Source organism: Formosimonas limnophila, assembly GCF_014652675.1.
Lineage (GTDB): Bacteria > Pseudomonadota > Gammaproteobacteria > Burkholderiales > Burkholderiaceae > Hydromonas > Hydromonas limnophila.
In genome coordinates this window covers 152,414-174,428 of sequence record NZ_BMZG01000001.1, presented here as the reverse complement: position 1 = coordinate 174,428, position 22,015 = coordinate 152,414, and the positions used below count along the sequence as shown (strand labels likewise).

Here is a 22,015-nt window from a genome sequence, read left to right as displayed (position 1 = left end):
ACGAAACACCTTTGGATCTTCAGGGTGGAGAATTTTTAATACACTTATTTTGTGCGCATTTAAAGTGGTTTTTTATCAGCCCAACGACAATACCAAGTCATTTATCAAGTCAGATCACGTGTATTTACCCCTAAAAATACAAAAGACGCGAAATTCGCGTCTTTGTCTTTCCCGATAATCCATCAAATATAAGTACACTCGTCACACGTTACTTATGTCTCGACCACCACAGGCACTCGCTGTGCCAATGCACACATCAGCTCATAACCAATCGTACCAGATGCCTGCGCCACATCGTCAATCGGCACATTCTTTCCCCAGAGCTCAACCGTTGAGCCAATGCCAACGCCACTTATATCGGTCAAGTCAACCATCAACATATCCATCGATACTCGCCCAATCAATCGAGTCCGAACACCACCGACAATCACTGGCGTGCCATCTGGTGCATGACGCGGATAACCATCGGCATAGCCACAAGCCACAACACCAATCGTCATTGGCTTATCAGCAACAAACCTCGAACCATAGCCGACCGCCTCGCCCGCAACGATGTGCTGTACACCGATGATTTCTGATTGCAATGCCATAGCTGGTAACAGACCGCATTCATGGGCACTTTTGTTCGCAAACGGAGAGCTACCATAAATCATAATTCCTGGACGCACCCAGTCAAAATGCGCAGATGAATGCGCCAGAACAGCAGCCGAATTGCTGCAGCTACGCTCAAGCTGTGGATGTTGAATGAGTATGGGTGCAGTCACTGAATTAAACCGCTCCATCGCTTCTGTAAGGCCATCACTTAAATCAGCATTGGCAAAATGCGTCATGAGCGTGATGTTCCCCACATTAGCCAAAGCATTGAGTCGCTCAAATGCCGCACCGTATTCGCTCGGCATAAACCCCACGCGGTTCATACCCGTGTTCATTTTCAAATACACATTCAAATTTTTATGCAGATTGGCTGCAATCAGCCAGTCGATCTGCGCCGCATGGTGAATCACCACCGTTAAATCCAGTGACTGCGCAGAGCGATAATCATCAGGAGAAAAGCACCCTTCGAGCATTAAAATAGGCTTTTCCCAGCCGAGCTCACGCACACGTCGCGCTTCGTCGAAATCGAGCATGGCCAAGCCTTGCGCACCTTGCAGTCCAGAAAAAATACGTTCAATGCCATGGCCATAGGCATTGGCCTTGATGGTGGCCCATGCTTTCGCACCTGAAATTGTTTGTGCAACAGTAATATTGTGCGCAACCGCTTGCGGATAAATTTTGGCGATAATGGGGCGCGGCATAAAGAACTCCTACGGGCTGATAAGTCTCTTGCTATTTGGTCTTTGAATCTGTGCAATTGTAGTCACTGTTGGTGCTTAATTTCACTCAAAAAAACACTCATTTTCACAATATATTTCTTTATTAATCTGCTAACTTCGTGCATCTCTCCTATTTTGGTCGCGATTAAATCACCGCTGGACACGGATTCATGATATAAATTCGCCTACTTAAAAACATGTAAAAACACTCTTGCAGCACATGTTTAACCAATGAGTTTGAAACACATTGCAAACATTGACTGTGTTATTTTTGAGGATTGCCTGTGCATCATAGCCAACCAGCAACAAATCAAGTAAAAATGACTCGCTCGACCAGTCGGGCGTTTTACACCATCCTCGCCGCACAATTTTTCTCTTCTCTGGCTGATAATGCACTATTGGCCGCTTCTGTGATTTTACTGGCTGAAATGCTGGCCGACTCCAGTTTAGAGCCAATGCTCAAGGCTTTTTTCACCATATCTTACGTGTTGCTCGCTCCGTTTGTCGGTGCCTTTGCTGACTCTCGCCCCAAAGGGCAAGTCATGTTCATCACCAATTCCATCAAAATCATTGGTGCGTCCATCATGCTCTTTGGTGTGCATCCGCTCATGGCTTATGCCGTTGTCGGGTTGGGTGCCGCTGCTTACTCACCTGCCAAATACGGCATCATCACTGAACTGTTGCCAGCCGAAAAACTCGTGGTGGCCAATGGGTGGATTGAAGCAGCCACGGTGCTGTCCATCATATTTGGCACAGCCACTGGTGCATTACTCGCCAAGAGTAATGTGCAAGTTTGGTTTCACAGCCTGTTCCCCTTCACCAGCTTCACACCAGCGACCACCGCTATTTTCATCATTTGTCTGATTTATGCGCTTGCGGCCATTTTAAATCGATTGATTCCCGACACAGGCGTCCGATACGAAAAGCAAGCACACCGCGTCGGTGCACTCATCAAAGACTTTTGGCACTGCAATATGACACTGTGGCGCGACAAACTTGGCCAAATTTCTCTCGCGATTACTACATTGCTGTGGGGTGTGGCGGCAGTCATGCAGTTCATCATCCTCGACTGGGCTCAGCAAGACCTGGGACAGACAAAAAATGACTCATTCGTCATGCAAGCATTCGTCGGCATCGGCAGTACCATCGGTGCCATACTGGCCGCACGATTTATCGCCATGCGCCGCGCCACGTCGGTGATTCCACTTGGCATGTTACTTGGTGTGTCACTGATTTCACTGCTGTGGATTCGCTCGGTGTACATTGCATTCCCGCTCATGGTGATGATTGGTGCACTTGGCGGATTTTTCCTCGTGCCGATGAATGCGATGCTTCAGCATCGTGGTTACGTCCTGCTCAGCGCAGGTCACTCTATTGCCGTACAAAACTTCAATGAAAACTTAAGTATTTTGTTGATGCTGTCTATCTACGCTGGACTTAAATACTTCCATGTGCCATTGCATACAGCAATCGTGTTGTTCATCGTATTCATCACTGTGCTTATGATGATGTTTTACCGCTGGTATTTGTACAATAAAAAACACCATGATGCCGATAAACTCATTGAAGAAATCGCTCATCACGAACACATTTGACCTATTTTGATTTTGACTGCACACAGGACACAAAAATGACAGACATCTTATCGCTCATTAGACAAGTACCAAATTACCCCAAAGAGGGAATATTGTTCTACGACATCACCACAGCACTTGAAGACCCCATCGGCCTTAAAACCATTATGGATACCTTTATCGCGCAGTTTAAAGACCAGAAAATCGACAAGGTGATTGGCACAGAAGCGCGTGGTTTTATCTTTGCTCCTACGCTCGCTTATGCACTTGGCGCAGGCTTTGTCCCTGTTCGAAAACCAAATAAGCTGCCTTCAGTCACGATTGGTGTTAACTACGCATTAGAGTACGGTACAGACCGCTTAGAAATTCACGCAGACGCCATCCAAGCGGGCGAGCGCGTTCTCATTGTTGATGACTTACTGGCCACGGGCGGCACCGCTCATGCTGTAACGCAACTCGTGTCACAGTTGGGCGGTGAAACAGTGGGATTTGGCTTTTTACTCGAACTCGATGGACTCGGTGGACGCGAGAAACTGGCTGGGTTTGATTGTTATTCAATGATTACAGTACCCGCTTAACTAAGGTACTTATCTCAATGTCAATATGAAAACGCATTTGTTCATTTTTTTAATTATGAAAACATGTGATTATTTATAACCATTCTCTGTTGTTTGCACAAAACAAAAAGCCCCGCGTATCCTGCGAGGCTTAATTAAAAACAGATGTTTTTAAGGTAATTAGCCTTCTTGAGCGGGCGCTACTGGACGCTCAATCAAGGCTTTCATTGACAATTTCACACGACCTCGGTCATCTGTCTCAGTTGCTTTCACACGGACTTGCTGCCCCTCTTTGAGGTAATCAGATACAGCATTGACACGCTCGTGAGCGATTTGAGAGATATGCAACAAACCATCTTTACCAGGAAAGCATTGAACAATCGCACCGAAGTCCAAAATTTTCAGTACAGTACCATCATACGTTTTACCCACTTCAATTTCTGCGGTCAACTCACTGATGCGACGTTGCGCTTCAGCAGCTTTTTCAGCGTCATTAGAGGCGATGGTGATGGTGCCGTCTTCTTGGATGTCAATTGTGGTACCTGTTTCTTCGGTGAGTTGACGAATGGTTGCGCCGCCTTTACCGATGACGTCACGAATTTTGTCGGCATTGATTTTCATCGTGTACAAGCGCGGTGCATACGAAGACATCTCAGCACGGCCGCCGCTAATCGCCGCTTCCATGTGACCCAAAATGTGTATACGGCCTTCGCGTGCTTGGGCGAGGGCAACTTGCATAATTTCTTTGGTGATGCCTTGGATTTTCATGTCCATTTGCAATGCAGTCACGCCAATGGCGGTACCTGCCACTTTAAAGTCCATGTCACCCAAGTGATCTTCGTCGCCCAAAATGTCGGACAACACTGCGAATTTGCCGCCGTCTTTGATCAAACCCATAGCGATACCTGCCACGTGCGCTTTCATCGGTACGCCTGCGTCCATCAAAGACAAACAACCACCACAAACTGACGCCATTGACGATGAACCGTTTGATTCGGTGATTTCAGAGACCACGCGAATGGTGTATGGAAAATCTTCGTGGCTTGGCAAGCATGCTGCCAAAGCGCGTTTCGCTAAACGACCATGACCGATTTCACGGCGCTTTGGTGAGCCAACTCGACCCGTTTCGCCCGTTGCTGACGGTGGCATGTTGTAATGCAACATGAAGCGATCGCGGCTTGAGCCTTCAAGTCCGTCAATCATTTGTTCATCGGTTTTGGTGCCCAAAGTAGCAACCACCAAGGCTTGCGTTTCACCACGGGTGAATAATGCTGAGCCGTGCGTGCGTGGCAATAAACCAAGGCTGATTTCAATCGGGCGCACAGTGCGTGTGTCACGACCATCGATACGTGGTTGACCACTCAAAATTTGTGAACGAACCACATTCGATTCAACAGCAAACAACAAGTCGTTAATTTCAACAGCTTCAACATCGGGCAAAGCGGCTTTAACTTTGTCAGACACCGCGCGCAATGCGGTTGTACGGGCTTGCTTTTCGCGAATTTGATACGCAGCGCGCATGTCAGCTTCGGCCAACTCATTGATTTGAGCGATCAGCGGTTCGTTTTTCGCAGGCGCTTGCCAGTTCCATTCAGGCTTACCACCGTCGCGTACCAAGTCATAGATTGCGTCAATCGCCACTTGCATTTGCTCGTGGCCGTAAACGATACCTGCAAGCATGACTTCTTCTGGCAATTGTTGTGCTTCAGACTCCACCATCAACACGGCTGACTCAGTACCTGCAACAACTAAGTCCATGCGCGAATTTGCCAATTGGCTCAAAGTTGGGTTCAAGACATATTGACCGTCAATATAACCCACACGTGCCGCGCCGACTGGTCCTGCGAATGGAATGCCTGAAATCGCTAAAGCTGCAGAGGCTGCTAACAATGAAGGGATATCTGGATCAACTTCAGGATTGGATGACATCACTTGTACGACGACTTGCACTTCATTGTAAAAACCTTCTGGGAACAATGGGCGCATTGGACGGTCGATGAGACGGCACACCAAAATTTCTTTTTCAGAAGGACGGCCTTCACGACGGAAAAAACCACCTGGGATGCGACCTGCTGCATAGGTTTTTTCGATGTAATCAACTGTTAATGGGAAAAAATCTTGCCCGTCTTTCACTTGCTCTTTGGCCACAACGGTGGCTAAAACGACCGTATCATCCATGTTAAGCAAAACCGCGCCTGTGGCTTGACGTGCAATTTGGCCTGTTTCCATGGTCACGGTGTGTTGACCGTATTGGAAGGTTTTGGTGACTTTATTGAACATTGTCATGATATTTCCTTAATGTGTGCAACGAGTCGGTTATGCTATTCCAACAGTGTTTAAATCATAAAAACTCTTGGAATAACACATCACCGAATAACTCATTGCGGGTTGGTAAAATAAATTTTGGTTGGATTTTTAAAAACAAAATGCCTGCGTTAATTCAACACAGGCATTTTTGATTCGGTCAAACTTATTTACGCAGGCTCAAACGTTCGATGAGTGAACGGTACGTATCAGCATTGGTGCGTTTGAGGTAATCGAGTAATTTACGACGGCGGCTAACCATTTTGAGCAAACCACGACGTGAGTGGTGATCTTTTGCATTGGCTTTAAAGTGATTAGTCAAGTCGTTGATGCGTGCAGTCAATAAAGCCACTTGCACTTCTGGAGAACCTGTATCGCCTTGAGCACGTTGGTATTCGCCGACGATAGCTGCTTTGTTTTCTGTAGTAACAGACATAATATTTCCTTAAAAATTAAACACTTGCGAACGAGACAGCCTGATTGCCGCCGCGCCGTGATGCTCATGATTTATGAGCAGCCAGCATTGTAGCACAAAAGTGCCTAATCGCAAAATCCCTCAAGCCAATTCAAGCAAACACAGTAAAATGGCGAACTAATCTAAATAAGCCATAAAGTCACTAATGTTCCCCACTGTCATCAAACTCATCCCATTCATTGAAGCCATTGGCATCATCGCCTTTTGTATTTCTGGTTTCATCCGTGCTCAACAACGAAAATTTGACTCAGTTGGCGTGTTCATTATTGGATTTGTCACCGCTTTTGGCGGCGGGACATTGCGTGATATTTTGCTCGACCGACGACCATTTTACTGGGTGGAACATCAAAATTATGTGATTGCGATTTTTGTCTGCTCACTGTTAGCAGGTAAAACATTAGACTTCATGCACCGCGTACTCTCACGCAAGGGCATGATTGTTGCAGATGCGCTTGGCTTGGGTTTATTCACCATTACCAGCACAGCAATTGCACTTGACGCTCACATGCCCTACTTCGTCGCTGCGATGCTTGGGGTGATTGGCGCAGCATTTGGTGGTGTGATTCGCGATATTTTGTGCGGTGACACGCCATTGCTGCTGACCGATAGCCGCCCTTATGCTTCATGTGCTTTTATTGGCGCTTGGATTTATATTGCCTTACTGCACTTTAATGCCAATGACATTGTTAGCTTATTGATATCAAGTAGCCTCATTGTGGTATTTCGATTGGTTAGCGTGAAACTCCGTTTGGAAGTCCCGAAAGGGTTTTAACCCGCGCTTTTCTTTACCATCAGTGCCCTTCACTGGCATGATTTTTCGTGTATTTCGGCAGTTCAATCGTTAAGTCCTCATCCGCAACAATCGCTTGGCAGGACAGACGCGACAGCGAGGTCAAACCCCATGCCATGTCGAGCAAATCCTCTTCCTGATCCTCAATGTCATTGAGCGACCTGTAGCCTTGGCGAACAATCACGTGGCAAGTCGTGCAAGCAGCGACTTTTTCGCAGGCATGCTCGATGTCCACGTCGTGTTCTAATAAATTATCACAGACAGAGACACCTGATTTGGCTTCAAACTCGGCACCATTGGGGCAAAGGTGTTCGTGTGGTAGGACTTTGATAATGGGCATGATATTGATTCTTTTGAAAAAATAATTTTATAAGTTATCGATGGATTGACCTGACAGAGCAGTCGCAATGGCTTTATCCATGCGACGCGCAGCAAAGTCTTCGGAGGATTTTGCTAAAGCGTCAGAAGCAGCGCGCACGGCGTCGACTTGCGCCACATCGTGGCTGCTCATGAGTTCTTGCACAACCTCAATATGATTCAATAAGCCCATACGCTCAGCATCAGACAGCAGCTCACCATCCTCCGCAATCGCACCATTGACCGCGAGAACGATGCGTTCGGCATCAACAACCGCTTCACGCCACGCGCGTGCCTGCATGTCAGCGACAGCGTTGGCGTTACCTGCTTTGAGCATGTCAGCAATTTCGTCATCAGACAAGCCGAACGATGGTTTGACCGTGATTTCAGTAGACACACCTGAATTCATTTCGCGAGCAGACACTGTCAGTAAACCATCGGCGTCAACCTGATAAGTCACGCGCACGCGTGCCGCACCAGCGACCATCGGCGGAATACCACGCAGCTCAAATTTCGCCAGCGAGCGACACTCAGACACCAACTCACGCTCACCTTGAACGACATGCAATGCTATCGCCGTTTGACCATCTTTGAATGTGGTGAACTCTTGCGCACGCGCAATCGGCAGCGTGCTGTTGCGTGGGATGATTTTTTCCGTCAAGCCACCCATCGTTTCCACGCCGAGCGAGAGTGGAATCACGTCGAGCAAAAGCCAATCGTCATCGGCGCGATTGCCCGCAAGGACATTCGCCTGCATCGCCGCGCCAAGCGCGACCACTTCGTCTGGGTTTAAATCATTGAGCACAGGACACGCCACATGTGAGGTCACAGCGCGTTGAATATTGAGCATACGCGTCGCACCGCCAACCATCACCACGCCTTGCAGCTCATGACTTTTGACATTCGCTTGGTTCAAGGCTTCATCGAGCACGCGCACCGTTTTATCAACCAGTGTCTTTGTCATTTCAAAGAACTGCGCTTGCGACAGCATCAAATTGACCTGATGACCGTCAGACAAACTCGCGCGAATGCTCGCCACGCCGTTAGCAGTCAGATGTTCCTTCGCCGCGCGGCTTTTGGCTTGTAACAAGCGAATGTCTTGCGCCGACAAGTTGGCGTGCAATCCGATTAAATCAGCTTCTTTTAAAATCCAGCAGTACACCCGATGATCAAAATCATCGCCACCGAGCGCGGTATCACCATGCGTCGCGAGCACTTCAAACACGCCCTTCGTTAACCTCAGAATCGACACATCAAACGTCCCGCCACCCAAATCATAAACCGCAAATGTGCCCTCTTTCGCATCCGCCCCATCAGCAAGATCTAAGCCATAAGCAATCGCCGCCGCCGTCGGCTCATTGAGCAAGCGCAGCACATTCAACCCCGCCAACTCCGCCGCCGCCTTGGTCGCTTGCCGCTGCGCGTCGTCAAAATACGCAGGCACGGTAATCACCGCGCCCACAATATCGTCGTTCAAACTTTGTAATGCGCGCTGATACAAGGCTTTGAGTATTTCAGCCGACACCTCAACGGGGCTTTTAACGCCCTGCACGGTCTGTACACTGACCATACCTGGCGTATCAACCAAGGTATAACCCGCATCGGGCAACTGCAATGCATCTTGATAACCGCGCCCCATCAGTCGCTTGACAGAAGCAATGGTGTTTTTCGGGTCTGTGCTTGACGCTTGTTTCGCGCTCAAACCGACATCAATCTGCGCGTCGGCATAATGCACCACAGACGGCAACAACGTCGCCCCCGACTCATCGGCCAGCACAGACGGAAAACCGTGACGCACGGTAGCAACCAGCGAATTCGTCGTGCCTAAATCAATGCCGACGGACAAGCGGTGTTGATGGGGGGCGGTGGATTCACCGGGCTCGGAGATTTGGAGAAGTGCCATGTTTGCTTTGCATCAATCTGTTGAAAGTTGGTTCAAGTAGTTTTGGTCTATCATTACGTTCTTTTTTATGTCATAAAAAGTCACTTTTTGATTAAGTTTAAAGCGAGCAAGCTGACCAATGGTTAAATGCAAAATTCGATTTCTTATGGTTTGATAGCCTGATTGTCCATAGACATAAAAGAGTAAATGGTGTTTGATTGTTGATTTGTTCATGGCATTTGGTGTTTTGGCTAACGCAGAAAAAAAGTTTTCAAAATGCGCGTTGTCGGTATCTCCCTGTGAGCAGCCGAAAAAATGGAACTCCTTAGATTCTTCTGAAATACTGAGCAATAAATCTGGAGCACCCCCAAATGCTGCATGGTCTGATTTAAGTAAAAAATTACACTCCTCTGGTACTGAATCATCCTCAACGCCAAAAACTATGTTATTTTGATTCAAAGAACCGTGAATAAAAAATGGTTCTACAGCGTGCCCTCCATCCGTTCGACCTGTGTAATTTTCAAGGCTATTGGTATAATTAAACGAATAAATTGAGTCAAATCCTTTTTTTTCTATTGACCAATTAAAGTCGTGGTATTTGCCTTGGTCATTAAATAAAGTCCCATATTTTAATATTCTAGAAGCATTTGAATCGATTATCTTTTCTTTCATTTGCTCGTCATTTAAATGCGTGCATAATGCTTCTTTTAACGCAACAAACTCCTTTTTTAGATTGGTTTTAAATGAGGGTATCCTGTTAGAAGCAGAAGGATCGAAATTTAAAAAGCTAAGAAGCGCTTCAGGTTTATTGTATAAATCATTGGCATAATTTTTTAACTCATGCTCAACGTCCACCCAGTTTTGAATTGTATTTTTTATATATAAATAACGAGCCAAGCCATTTTGTTCTTTTATCAATGTTGTAAAAACTGCTGATTTTAGGAAGTCTTGATACGAAGTCTTTAAACCTAAATCTAAGTCAAAGCCATTTCCAATGATTAAAATTCTTTCCATCGTTTCCATCGTTTTTCTCTTTATTGATCTGTATATGGCAACTGCTTCAAAAAATTATCGATAAACTGACTTTGCGCAATGTGTATTTGTGCTGCGTTCCAATCTTGCGCGGCGCACGCGGTACTTAAATCAGCCAACGCAGTGACTTGCGCAGCATACACTTCGTCGCGCACGGCATCGAGATTACCATCTTCTAAAGCTTCACGCCATTCCATTTGCTGCATTAAAAAATTTTGCGGCAACGTCACGCGCACGGATTCACCCGTCAACTCAGGCGCGTACAATTGCAGTAGATATTTCGCACGAGCAATCGGGTCGCGCAGGGTATCAAACGCTTCGTTAGCAAAAGTGGACCATTGTAACGCGAGGCGCTGCTCCATCGGGCTTTTTGCGGCAAATCGGTCGGGGTGAACTTTATCAATGATTGCACGATGACGCAAAGCCAAATCGGCTTCGTTAATGGCGAAGCCGATGGGGAGTTGGAACAGTTCAAAATAATTTTGTTTCATGTATCGCGGCCGACGATGGCCTTATTATTAAAGCAATTGAGTTGGATAAATAATTAATTTGATAAAAAAACAATCATAGCCAGCGACGCACTCGCTTTTTGTATTGAGTAAATGCGCTACCAAAGATTTTTTCGATGCGCCGCTCTTCACGCGGGATAACATAGAAGTTCATGATTAAGAAAAACACCAAGGTGAACAGCAAAGGACGTGGCCTCATCGCCATCAACGGTATCAAAAACAACATCAACAACATGCCCAAATACATGGGATTACGCGATATGCGATATAAACCAGTCGTCACCAAAACGTCGGGCGAGCGCGTTGGATCAACGGTGGTGTTTCGTCGTTTCAACCCAATGAACGAAATCAGCATCAATATCAACCCAAAACCACCGACTGCCAAAGCAACCAAACCAATCGGATGAGCAATCGCGTGCGTCAGCGACGGGAAGCCGCCCAATATATATTGAGCAACCATCAACCCCAACATCAGCGGCAGTGGGTAAATATTCATTTGTATCAAACGTGAAACGACTCACCACAACCACACTCATCTTTGACGTTGGGGTTGTTGAATTTAAAACCTTCGTTCAAACCTTCGCGCGTGTAGTCCAGCTCCGTGCCATCGAGATAGGCCAAACTTTTGGGGTCAATGAGTAACTTCACGCCGTGCGCTTCAAACACATTGTCGTCTTCGGCCACGTTGTCGGCGTATTCAAGTTTGTAAGCCATACCCGAGCACCCTGTGGTGCGCACGCCGAGACGCAGACCGACGCCTTTACCGCGTTTGGTCAAGAAGTTTTGTACGTGTTGTGCCGCCGCAGCGGTCATTGAGACTGCCATTTTTTACTCCTCAAAAAAGTGAATTGCGCTTTTTTGTTGTGCTGGTTGTTGCTTTTTCATCTTGGGTTTCATCAACTTTTGTCAGGATAACCCTAACAAAATTTCAAATCTAAAACACGAAAAAAGTAGGTTTCTACTTTTTTCGTATCAACCGTTGTGCTTGGCTTTGTAATCCGCCACTGCTGCTTTAATCGCGTCTTCTGCGAGAATCGAGCAGTGAATTTTGACTGGAGGCAAGGCAAGCTCTTCGGCGATTTGTGAGTTTTTAATCTCGAGTGCTTGATCAACGGTTTTGCCCTTGACCCACTCGGTGACGAGCGATGATGAAGCAATCGCTGAGCCGCAGCCGTAGGTTTTGAACTTCGCATCTTCGATGATACCCGCGTCGTTGACCTTGATTTGCAATTTCATCACGTCACCACACGCGGGTGCGCCGACCATGCCTGTGCCAACACTGTCGTCACCTTTGTCAAAAGCACCGACATTGCGTGGGTTTTCGTAATGGTCCATGAGTTTATCTGAGTAAGCCATTTTGACGCTCCTTGTAAATATTGCGATTGATGAATTGATAGCCTTCCCAACGGGCGCCACCTCTGTCATCACCATAGGTGTAGTGCAACCAAACACGCGGAGTTTGCTTTAAGTCGATATTCTCAACGGATGAGAACACCAACTTTTGCCCTCGTTTAAAACGCGTTTGGCAATCTTTAAAATCATTGCGACTTGCCGAGTCGTTCGCCGATTGTTCAATGACCACGGTGTATTGGTGTTTCAATTCACCTGTTACAGTCATTTTTTCAATCAATTTGCCATGAATCAAGCAACTCACGCCCGTTGAGGCTTGCGCCGCCAAGCTCACTCCACTCAACACAGTGAGCACCAATATCAGGCTGGTTTTGAGGCTCATGGCAATTCCTTCGTTGGTTTTAGTGCGCAGCCCATTGCACGGTATTCAAATCAATACCTTCTTTGAACATTTCCCACAGAGGTGAGAGTTCGCGCAGCTTGGCGATTTTGCTTTGCAACAAGGCAATCACTTCATCAACCTCAGCTTCGGTAGTGAAACGACCGACAGTGAAGCGAATCGAGGAGTGAGCGAGCTCATCCGAGCGACCCAAAGCACGCAACACATACGATGGCTCAAGCGACGCCGAAGTACAGGCGGAACCAGACGATACCGCAACATCTTTAATCGCCATAATCAAGGACTCGCCCTCAACAAAGTTGAAGCTAACGTTGAGGTTGTGCGGTACGCGCTGGGTCATGTCGCCATTGATGTGCACTTCTTCCATGGTTGAAAAACCTTGCCACAATCTATCACGCAACGCACGGATTCGTTGATTTTCGGTCGCCATGTCTTCGTGCGCAATGCGAAACGCTTCACCCATCCCGACGATTTGATGGGTTGCCAAAGTACCTGAGCGCATACCACGCTCATGACCACCACCGTGCATTTGTGCTTCTAAGCGAATGCGCGGTTTGCGGCGCACGTACAGTGCACCGATGCCTTTCGGGCCGTAAGTTTTGTGCGCGGAAAAGCTCATCAAATCAACTTTGAGCGTGCTCAAATCAATCGCCACTTTGCCCGTCGATTGAGCTGCATCAACGTGGAAGATAATCCCACGCTCGCGGCACATTTCGCCGATGGCAGCGATGTCCTGAATCACACCGATTTCGTTGTTGACATGCATGACCGAGACCAAAATCGTATCAGGACGCATAGCAGCGGCGAGTGCGTTTAAATCGAGCAAACCATTTTCGAGCACATCAAGGTAAGTCACTGCAAAACCCTGACGCTCCAACTCGCGGCAGGTATCAAGCACAGCTTTGTGCTCGGTTTTAACGGTGATGATGTGTTTGCCTTTGTCTTGGTAAAACTGCGCAACGCCTTTAATCGCCAGATTGTCGGACTCAGTCGCACCTGAAGTAAAGACAATCTCACGTGGATCGGCGTTAACCAATGCTGCGACATGACCGCGCGCGGTCTCAACCGCTTGCTCGGCTTCCCAGCCATAAGGATGGCTGCGTGAAGCGGGATTGCCAAATTGTTCGGTGATAAAGGGAATCATTTTTTCAGCAACACGCGGGTCAATCGGCGTGGTGGCTGAATAATCCATATAAATCGGCATTTTGTGGCTCATGGTGTTCACTCCAAAAACTTTATTTAAATTTTTACAAGGTTTTAACAATAATTAACAACAGATATAGGCAATATCAGCGCACTACTGGATACGAATCATTTGCTCGCCTGCTTCGTTCGGCTGACTGGCTTGGAAATCATTAACCAAATCATGGAGACTAACAGACTCTAAATAATCAAACATTTTCTGGTTCAAGTTCTGCCACAAATCGTGTGTCATGCATCTTTGACCACCTTGGCAGTCTTCACGACCTTCGCACGAGCGTGCATCCAGCGGCTCATCGACCGCAATAATAATATTAGCAACCGTGATGGTGTCAGGTTGACGAGCAAGCACATAACCACCACCGGGTCCACGCACACTATCAACCAAGCCATGGCGACGCAATTTGCCAAACAATTGTTCTAAATACGACAACGAAATCTGCTGACGCTCGGACACAGCCGCCAAATTAACGGGGCCATCCGTTGAGCGCAAAGCCACATCGAGTAGCGCTGTGACCGCAAATCGTCCTTTCGTGGTGAGCCTCATGGGAATTCCTTATTTGATGTCGGTGATATTCGATACAATGGCTGCATTGATTTATTTCTCATTGTTTGCATTGTAACATAAACCCGATTAATTTACTCGGGTATTCAAACCCCATACTTTATGTCAGCCCAAAAAAGCATCCCCACCACATGCGTCACATCAGGACGCACCGCACGCGCAGGCGCGCATACCCATACAGCCAACCCACCCATTTATCAAGCCTCAACAATACTATTTGACAACATGACCGCTCTACGCGAAGCGCAAAAGTCGTATGGTTCGGGTCGCGAAGCCTACACTTATGGCCGCCTTGGCACGCCAACATCGTTTGCGCTGACTGATGCACTTTGTGAATTAGAAGGCGGTTACTCTGCTTTTCTCGCACCCTCTGGTTTGGCAGCCATATCCACTGCCTTGTTGTCACAACTCAGCTCTGGGCAGCATTTATTAATGGTGGATACTGTTTACGGCCCCGTACGCAAGTTTTGTGATGAGTTTTTGGTGCGCATGGGGGTGCAAACCACCTACTATCCTGTTCGTCTGGGTCTTGATATTCAAGACTGGATTCAAACGAACACTGCTTTGGTCTATTTAGAATCGCCAGGCTCTCTGAGCTTTGAAATTCAAGACACCGCCGCAATCTGCGCTGCTGCCAAAGCCAAAGGCGTCACAACCATGATGGACAATACTTGGGCAACACCACTCTTCTTTAAACCATTTGAGCACGGTGTGGACATCATCGTTCACGCTTTGACCAAATACATCGGTGGACACTCAGACTTGATGATGGGTGCGGTAGTTTGCAACGAGCACAGCCATCCATCCGTTCGCAATGCCATGCACCAGACTGGTCAGTTTTCAGGCAGTGGCGACATTTCACTCGCGCTACGTGGGTTACGCACACTGTCTGTGCGTATGAAAGCCCACGAAGCATCCGCCTTAAAAATCGCTCAGTGGTTTAGTCAGCAATCCGAAGTCGCTCAAGTACTACACCCTGCTCTATCCTCACACCCCCAGCACGAATTATGGCAGCGGGACTTCAGGGGCAGCAGCGGGTTGTTTGGTGTGTTGTTTCATGAAAAATACTCCGAGGAAGCGCTAACTCAAATGGTCGAATCATACAAGATGTTTGGTATCGGATTTAGTTGGGGCGGCTTTGAGTCACTGGCCTTGCCCACTTTCGGCCATCTCAAACCAACACGTGATCATGCAACACACACATTACCCATGATACGCTACCAAATCGGATTGGAAGACATAGATGATTTACTCTGCGACTTGAGTGACGGTTTAAAAAGCTTGAGCATGAAATAAAACAAACACAACAAATCCTCTTTCCGACGAATCCCTATCAAAAATGGAGGCAACATGTCACTCACCGCAGTTACCTTAGATCACGAAAAAGCTCGTTTAGAGCTCACGTCAATGGCACATTTAGATGGGTTAAAAACCGCCTGCATGGATGGTGAATTAAACAAGCTTTGGTATACATTCATTCCAACCGCCGATAATATGGCTACAGAAATCAATCGACGACTTGATCTATATGAAAAAGGCAGCATGGTCCCCTACACCATCATCCAAAAAACCGAATCAGGCGAGCGGGTCATTGGCATGACCTCGTTCATGCACATCGAAAACACAGCCACTTATAATCGCGTCGAAATCGGCTCCACTTGGTATGCTCAATCCTCACAGCGCACAGGTCTTAACACTATTGTCAAACGCATGATGCTCGCTCATGCCTTCGAAGTTTGGCAGTGTATCGCTGTAGAGTTTCGCACACATCGATTAAACACCCAAAGCCGAAACGCAATTGAACGCCTCGGCGCACAGCTTGACGGTATGCTGCGCGCGCATTCACTTATGCCAAATGGCACGCTGCGCGATACGGCCCTGTACTCAATTATTGCCGCGGAATGGCCAACCATTAAAACCCATTTAGATTTTAAGATCAGTCAGCCTCCACAACGCACTTAAAAACTTAAGGGAACCTTTAAAAATCCCCCAGCACTCCGCGACTGGCCAAAGCTTTGATACTACCAAACACATGCTCCGCCCGCGAGCGTTTGCGTGACTTAAACGTATTATCGGCAATTTGCGCGTCAGTCAGTGGTTTGTGGCGGTAAGCACGCTCGTGAATCTTGTTGTTCAAGCCTTTTGCAAATAAGATGCCGTCGATTTCGTCAGGTTTATAAGCACTGTCAGCGTATACAGCCGCGCCGCCTTCATCTGCGCTGCGCAGTAAGTCTGGTAAGGCTTGTGATGGTTTTGGCATCAGGTATTTTGCTGGATAACTTTAAACCGAGAAACCGCATGAAACTTAAGCGGTCGCGAATTTGGTACTCAACTGCGTCGTCTGATAATGCGTAGAGTTTCTTGAGTATGAGAATCTTAAATAACAATACGCTCTCGGTGCGGGGCCGACCTGCATTGCTTTTAGGCTCGACAGGGGTGATTCGCGAAATCATTGGCGCAAACATTTGCCAACCCATCACTCCATTGAGTCTCTCAAGTGGATCGCCGTGACGACTTCTACAGAAAGCTTGCAACACAAGCAATAGCTTTATTCTTCGCCCAAAAATCCACCGCTTTGATGCGCCCATAACCGTGCGTACAATCCATCTTGCTTCAACAGCTCTACATGAGTCCCCTCCTCCACAATTCGCCCTTTTTCTAAGACAATCAAGCGGTCCATCGCAGCGATAGTGGAGAGACGGTGAGCAATCGCAATTACGGTTTTTCCCTCCATAAGCTGATATAGACTTTCTTGAATCGCAGCTTCTACCTCAGAATCAAGTGCACTGGTGGCCTCATCAAGCAGAAGTATCGGTGCGTCTTTGAGCATAACTCGAGCGATGGCGATGCGTTGGCGTTGACCACCTGAGAGTTTGACTCCTCGCTCACCGACGTGGGCTTCAAAGCCTTCCCTACCAGCCAAATCACTCAAACCACCTATGAATTCAAACGCTTGCGCACGGCGAGATGCTTCAATCATCTCTTCATCGGAGGCGGATGGGCGACCATACAGTATATTATCCCGTACCGAACGATGCAGCAGCGAAGTGTCCTGCGTCACCATACCGATTTGAGCGCGTAGGGAGTCTTGAGACACCTGCGCAATGTTTTGTCCATCAATCAAAATCCGACCCGATGGCACATCATAAAAGCGCAAAAGTAGATTCACAATCGTACTTTTGCCCGCACCTGAGCGACCAACCAAACCGATTTTTTCACCCGCCCTGATACGCAGTGACAGATTCTCAACCAATTTTCTGTCACTGTCATAATTAAAGGTCACGTCGTCAAACACCACCTCACCCCGCCCCACGTTGAGCGCAGGAGCATTTGGCACATCCAGCACAGTGTGCGGTCTGGACAATGTATTCATGCCGTCTTGCACCGTACCTATGTGCTCGAATAACTGCGACAGTTCCCACATAATCCACTGCGCCATGCCATTCAAGCGCAGTGCCATAGCGGTGGCCGCTGCGACCGCGCCAACACCCACTTGACCTGTTTGCCAAAGCCAAAGTGCCACCCCCGCCGTGCCGAGAATCAGCATCATGCTCAAAATATGATTCACAATTTCAAAACTCGAACCCAAACGCATTTGTTTGAATACCGTTACCATGAACTCTTGCATCGCATTTTTTGCATAACCCGACTCACGGGAGGCATGCGAAAATAGCTTCACAGTGGCAATATTTGAGTAAGCATCCGTAATACGCCCCATCATCAACGAACGTGCATCAGCCTGTGCGCGAGCCGTACGTGCCAAACGTGGTACAAAAAACTTCACCGCACACGCATACAGCACCACCCAACAGAGCAATGGAACCATAAGCCACAGACCAAGCTCTCCTAAAATCAACGCCGACGTCGCAAAATAAATCACCAAAAACACCATAATGTCTGCAAACAACATGACCGTATCGCGCACCGCCAGTGCAGTCTGCATGACCTTCGCCGACACACGTCCCGCAAACTCATCCTGATAAAACCCCATACTCTGCGCCAACATCAAACGATGAAAGTTCCATCGCAGTCGCATCGGGAACGCGCCTTGCAATGTTTGTAACTTAATCATAGAGTGCAGCGCCACCACAATCGGGCTGCCAACAATCAGCGCCACCATCCACATCAAGGCATCGCCACGCTCAACCCACAGCTGCGCAGGGGCAGTCGTGGCCAACCAATCAACCACTTTGCCCATCATGCTAAATAAAAGCGCCTCAAACCCACCAATCAGTGCTGTCAACACCATCAATGCCAAGATATACACCCGCAAACCATCCACACATGACCACAGAAAAGGCAGCAAACCCGCGCGCGGTGGCGTCGGCTCTTCAGGTGGATATGGATCAATACGACGCTCAAACCATTTAAATAACATACAACAGCCTCAAAACTTTCAAAATAAAATCAAAAAACCAGAGTGACAATCAACCACCCTCTTTAAAATCATAAGGCGGGCGCACGCCCGCCTCGACAAAAACTCAACGCAAAAAAATCAACTTAACTGAGGTGGCACACTCAGCCAAAGCACTTGATAAGCGGACAACGTCACTCCAGAACCCACCAATACCGACTGCCCCGACAACAAATCAACCAGCAGTGACGGCAACGCAATCAACGTCTCGGCTGCCACTGATTGTGCAAACTCACTGAAGTTACAAAGTACCAGTACTCGCTCGCCATCTTCTACACCGCGCCAGTACGCGAGCACATGAGGGTTGTGTGTATGAAAAACAGTCAGTTGCGTACCACCGAGTGCAGGAGTCCCCTGACGCACCTGTATCATGCGTCGCAAACGCCCAAACACCATCGCCGCATCTGTACCTGCTTCGTAACGTTGTGCATATCGAGACACATCAACACGTGGTCGATGAACCCAGCGACTATCAGACGCCTTGTGTGCATCATTCACATAATCATAGTCATTGAGTGTGCCCACTTCATCACCCAAGTAAATCAAAGGTAAGCCGCCCGAGCTCAGAGCCACACTGTACAGCAAGGCAATTCTGTCCACCGCATAAGCGTCTTGCTGCTCCAGTCCGACCAAGGAGGCACACATTCCACTGATGCGACAATCACCTGTTTGTGGATTGTCTTGGAACGGCACGCCTCGCGCAAAACTGCCTTCAAAGCGATTCACATAAAACTGGTTTAAAAATTGCCGATGCGAAAACCCGTTAATCCCAAACTCTGCGGCATCCTCATCAGCAAATGTCCAGCCAATGTCGTCGTGGCAACGCACGTAATTAACCCAAGCGGTGTGGGCGGGCAGATTATGACGTCGCTCTAACGCTTGCTCGAGCAAATTCACTTCTCTGGTCGCCAAAGAGTTCCACAACAATGCCATTTGCAGTGGGTTATACGAGAGCTGACATTCATCTGATGAGATGTATTCAACAACCTTATCAGGATGAACAATGGCCTCAGACTTAAAGAGTAGGCTCGGCGCAGCGATGCGAGCGACTGTATTAAACGCGCGAATCAACGCATGGGCTTCAGGTAAGTTTTCACAATCTGTACCCAGTTTTTTCCAGATAAATGCCACAGCATCCATGCGCAAAATATCCACACCGAGATTGGCAATAAACAGCATTTCTTGCGCCATCGCGGTAAAAGTTGCGGGGTTGCTATAATTTAAATCCCACTGAAAGCTATTAAACGTCGTCCATACCCAACGCCCATCATCGAGCTGCGAAAATGCGCCCGCATGCTGGTCAGGGAAAATCTCCCTCACCGTCGCATCAAAGGCATCTGGCACGGTGCGATTGGGATAAATGTAATAAAAGTCTTGATACAACGGATTACCTACCAAAGCCTCGCGCGCCCAAAAGTGCTCATTCGACGTATGGTTGAAGATAAAATCCACCACCAATGTAATACCTGCTGCCTTCAAAGCCGCCGCGACAGCAGCCAAATCTTCAATAGCGCCCAATTGAGGATTGACCTCCCGATAGCTGCTCACCGCATAACCACCATCACTTTGCCCCTCTGGACATTTAAATAGTGGCATCAAGTGCAAATAGGTTAAGCCCAATTCTTTAAAATACGGAATCTGCGCCACAACGCCTTGCAAATTACCCGCGAACAAATCAACATAACACACCCCGCCGACCATTTGCTCAGAGGCAAACCAATCAGGCGTCGTTTCACGGGTGGCATCCTGAGCCTTTAATAATGGCGAGCGTTGCTGCCAGCTAACATATGCTGCTAAAACCAACGATTGCACAAACTCAAGAAAATCTGAGCGTTCACCATAAACCTGATTCAGCTCGCGAATCAGCGCAGGAAAATGGTGCAACAGCCGCTCATCAAACGAGCGCCAAGCCTCGGCTTGTGCCAAAAAATCAATCCCATGTCCAAAAAACCCAATCGGCTGTGTGTTTTGCGCCAAATGCGTGCGCACTTGCGTGAGCATTAAATTGATTTGTTGGTCGTTGGTGAGCATGAACCCCTCAGAATAATGGTTTATTGTTTTGTGGATGATGAAATGACGAGCGCTAAATGGCATTTTAGCACGGCTCGCCACCGCAAGTTTTGGCTGCTTAGCACCAAATACAACCCCATTAAATAAAAGTTACTCCCATAAAATCATAAGCATAGATAGAAAACAGTCGCCAGATCAACACCATAAATCTGTTTGAGCGCATTTATGAAAATGCGGAACGCTGCGAAACAGCCATTCAGGTGAAGAATATCCAACCCTCTTCAATTTAAGCACGCATAGTGGATGCAAAATCATTGTTAAATTAAATTAAAAATCTATTTAATTAGCTTATAGCTATCGTAATCATTTAAAACCTTCATTAGACGTGCAGTCGTTCCACCTGTATTATGCCCACATGCTCAAACACACCGAATGAGTCATTTTTAATCAAATGGAGAAACACATGACATTAGCCAATCACGAAACCAAAGCCGTACCGCAAGTATCCTTCATGCTGCGTGAAAACAATCAATGGGTCAAAACCAACACCGACGAATTATTCAAAGGTAAAAACGTTGTGGTATTTTCTTTGCCTGGCGCATTCACACCGACTTGTTCATCGACCCATTTACCGCGCTACGAAGAACTCGCACCCGCGTTTAAAGCCGCAGGCGTAGACAGCATTTTGTGCATATCGGTCAACGATGGCTTCGTAATGGAAGCATGGGGCGCGGATCAAGGCGTGCACAATGTGCGTTTGATTGCTGATGGCAACGGCGAGTTCACTGAAGGTATGGGCATGTTGGTTGGTAAAGAAGCAATTGGTTTTGGCAAGCGTTCATGGCGCTACTCGATGTACGTCAAAGATGGCATCGTTGACAAAATGTTCATCGAACCAGACGTCGAAGGCGACCCGTTCCTCGTATCAGACGCTGACACCATGCTCAACCACATCGCACCAGCTGCTGCGAAACCTGAACAAGTGGCCCTTTTCACCAAGCCAGGCTGCCCATTTTGTACTACCGCAAAAGAAGCATTAAACGCGGCGAATGTGTCGTACTTTGAAATGCCTTTGGCTGATAGCGTGCGCCAACGTTTGTTATCTGCCGTGGCTGGTCGCGCCACATCACCGCAGATGTTTGTTGATGGCGCACTGGTTGGTGGCTCTGACGATATTTTGAGCTGGATTAAAGCACGTGCCTAATTTAACCCTGAGTTAAGAATCGGCATCTGTAAGGCGGGCATTCATGCCCGCCAATTTTTACCGCATCATTATTTTAGTT

At 47.6% G+C, this 22,015-nt stretch carries 23 protein-coding genes; 6 read left to right on the top strand and 17 right to left on the bottom strand.

From position 1 onward, the window contains the following. Positions 1-212: 212 nt before the first annotated feature. Complete coding sequence (alr, locus tag IE082_RS00810) at positions 213-1,295, bottom strand: alanine racemase (RefSeq protein ID WP_189490363.1); 1,083 nt, start codon at positions 1,293-1,295, stop codon at positions 213-215. A gap of 338 nt (positions 1,296-1,633) precedes the next feature. On the opposite strand from alr, the gene lplT reads away from it, so the two are divergent. Together lplT and IE082_RS00800 are read left to right on the top strand one after the other, a co-directional pair. Continuing rightward, a complete protein-coding gene (lplT, locus tag IE082_RS00805) occupies positions 1,634-2,908 on the top strand; it encodes a lysophospholipid transporter LplT (protein ID WP_189490361.1) in 1,275 nt (424 codons plus the stop codon). 35 nt (positions 2,909-2,943) lie between these two features. After that, on the top strand, positions 2,944-3,465 hold the full coding sequence (locus IE082_RS00800) for an adenine phosphoribosyltransferase (RefSeq protein WP_189490359.1): 522 nt from the start codon (positions 2,944-2,946) through the stop codon (positions 3,463-3,465). 159 nt (positions 3,466-3,624) lie between these two features. Here the strand turns inward: IE082_RS00800 and pnp are convergent, their stop codons facing one another. Further along, the gene (pnp, locus tag IE082_RS00795) at positions 3,625-5,724 is read right to left on the bottom strand and encodes a polyribonucleotide nucleotidyltransferase (RefSeq protein ID WP_189490622.1); all 2,100 of its coding nucleotides are present in this window, start codon (positions 5,722-5,724) and stop codon (positions 3,625-3,627) included. A 190-nt stretch (positions 5,725-5,914) separates the two neighbouring features. Further along, positions 5,915-6,184 (bottom strand): 30S ribosomal protein S15, encoded by a 270-nt coding sequence (rpsO, locus tag IE082_RS00790; protein WP_189490357.1) that lies wholly within the window; start codon positions 6,182-6,184, stop codon positions 5,915-5,917. A 184-nt stretch (positions 6,185-6,368) separates the two neighbouring features. Between rpsO and IE082_RS00785 the strand changes: the two genes are divergently transcribed. Next, positions 6,369-6,995: a trimeric intracellular cation channel family protein gene (locus IE082_RS00785; RefSeq protein ID WP_189490355.1), complete on the top strand. Its 627-nt coding sequence runs from the start codon at positions 6,369-6,371 to the stop codon at positions 6,993-6,995. A gap of 19 nt (positions 6,996-7,014) precedes the next feature. Here the strand turns inward: IE082_RS00785 and fdx are convergent, their stop codons facing one another. The 10 genes from fdx to iscR all read right to left on the bottom strand — a co-directional run bounded on the left by fdx (position 7,015) and on the right by iscR (position 14,290). Further along, positions 7,015-7,353 (bottom strand): ISC system 2Fe-2S type ferredoxin, encoded by a 339-nt coding sequence (fdx, locus tag IE082_RS00780; protein WP_189490353.1) that lies wholly within the window; start codon positions 7,351-7,353, stop codon positions 7,015-7,017. Between the two features lie 27 nt (positions 7,354-7,380). Continuing rightward, entirely contained in the window at positions 7,381-9,273 is a 1,893-nt protein-coding gene (hscA, locus tag IE082_RS00775) for a Fe-S protein assembly chaperone HscA (RefSeq protein ID WP_189490351.1), read from the bottom strand. 12 nt (positions 9,274-9,285) lie between these two features. Beyond that, on the bottom strand, positions 9,286-10,275 hold the full coding sequence (locus IE082_RS00770; protein ID WP_189490350.1) for an AbiH family protein: 990 nt from the start codon (positions 10,273-10,275) through the stop codon (positions 9,286-9,288). Between the two features lie 11 nt (positions 10,276-10,286). Further along, on the bottom strand, positions 10,287-10,775 hold the full coding sequence (hscB, locus tag IE082_RS00765; RefSeq protein ID WP_189490347.1) for a Fe-S protein assembly co-chaperone HscB: 489 nt from the start codon (positions 10,773-10,775) through the stop codon (positions 10,287-10,289). A 73-nt stretch (positions 10,776-10,848) separates the two neighbouring features. Beyond that, positions 10,849-11,289, bottom strand: a complete 441-nt coding sequence (locus IE082_RS00760; RefSeq protein WP_189490345.1) for a methyltransferase family protein — start codon at positions 11,287-11,289, stop codon at positions 10,849-10,851. A 5-nt stretch (positions 11,290-11,294) separates the two neighbouring features. After that, the gene (gene iscA / locus IE082_RS00755) at positions 11,295-11,618 is read right to left on the bottom strand and encodes an iron-sulfur cluster assembly protein IscA (RefSeq protein WP_189490343.1); all 324 of its coding nucleotides are present in this window, start codon (positions 11,616-11,618) and stop codon (positions 11,295-11,297) included. 147 nt (positions 11,619-11,765) lie between these two features. Continuing rightward, positions 11,766-12,149 carry a Fe-S cluster assembly scaffold IscU gene (gene iscU, locus IE082_RS00750; RefSeq protein WP_189490342.1) on the bottom strand — a complete coding sequence of 128 codons (384 nt, stop codon included), beginning with the start codon at positions 12,147-12,149 and terminating at the stop codon, positions 11,766-11,768. Continuing rightward, on the bottom strand, positions 12,133-12,525 hold the full coding sequence (locus IE082_RS00745; RefSeq protein WP_189490340.1) for a hypothetical protein: 393 nt from the start codon (positions 12,523-12,525) through the stop codon (positions 12,133-12,135). The genes iscU and IE082_RS00745 overlap by 17 nt, the downstream gene beginning before the upstream one ends. A 19-nt stretch (positions 12,526-12,544) precedes the next feature. Then, a complete protein-coding gene (locus tag IE082_RS00740) occupies positions 12,545-13,759 on the bottom strand; it encodes an IscS subfamily cysteine desulfurase (protein WP_189490338.1) in 1,215 nt (404 codons plus the stop codon). Between the two features lie 81 nt (positions 13,760-13,840). Further along, positions 13,841-14,290 (bottom strand): Fe-S cluster assembly transcriptional regulator IscR, encoded by a 450-nt coding sequence (gene iscR, locus IE082_RS00735; RefSeq protein ID WP_189490336.1) that lies wholly within the window; start codon positions 14,288-14,290, stop codon positions 13,841-13,843. Between the two features lie 120 nt (positions 14,291-14,410). On the opposite strand from iscR, the gene metC reads away from it, so the two are divergent. Further along, on the top strand, positions 14,411-15,604 hold the full coding sequence (gene metC / locus IE082_RS00730) for a cystathionine beta-lyase (protein ID WP_189490334.1): 1,194 nt from the start codon (positions 14,411-14,413) through the stop codon (positions 15,602-15,604). Between the two features lie 54 nt (positions 15,605-15,658). Beyond that, positions 15,659-16,270, top strand: a complete 612-nt coding sequence (locus IE082_RS00725; RefSeq protein ID WP_189490331.1) for a GNAT family N-acetyltransferase — start codon at positions 15,659-15,661, stop codon at positions 16,268-16,270. Positions 16,271-16,286: 16 nt separating this feature from the next. Here IE082_RS00725 and IE082_RS00720 read toward each other — a convergent pair whose 3' ends face one another. From IE082_RS00720 to IE082_RS00705, 4 genes are all read right to left on the bottom strand, one after another. Further along, the gene (locus IE082_RS00720; protein ID WP_189490329.1) at positions 16,287-16,568 is read right to left on the bottom strand and encodes a transposase; all 282 of its coding nucleotides are present in this window, start codon (positions 16,566-16,568) and stop codon (positions 16,287-16,289) included. Further along, positions 16,519-16,761 carry a transposase gene (locus tag IE082_RS11410; RefSeq protein WP_373295035.1) on the bottom strand — a complete coding sequence of 81 codons (243 nt, stop codon included), beginning with the start codon at positions 16,759-16,761 and terminating at the stop codon, positions 16,519-16,521. Before IE082_RS11410 ends, IE082_RS00720 begins: the two co-directional genes overlap by 50 nt. Positions 16,762-16,856: 95 nt before the next feature. Beyond that, a complete protein-coding gene (locus IE082_RS00710; protein WP_189490325.1) occupies positions 16,857-18,686 on the bottom strand; it encodes an ABC transporter ATP-binding protein in 1,830 nt (609 codons plus the stop codon). Positions 18,687-18,803: 117 nt separating this feature from the next. After that, positions 18,804-20,753 (bottom strand): amylosucrase, encoded by a 1,950-nt coding sequence (locus IE082_RS00705; protein ID WP_189490323.1) that lies wholly within the window; start codon positions 20,751-20,753, stop codon positions 18,804-18,806. A gap of 442 nt (positions 20,754-21,195) precedes the next feature. On the opposite strand from IE082_RS00705, the gene IE082_RS00700 reads away from it, so the two are divergent. Continuing rightward, positions 21,196-21,936: a glutathione peroxidase gene (locus IE082_RS00700; protein ID WP_189490321.1), complete on the top strand. Its 741-nt coding sequence runs from the start codon at positions 21,196-21,198 to the stop codon at positions 21,934-21,936. The last annotated feature ends 79 nt before the right edge of the window (positions 21,937-22,015 follow it).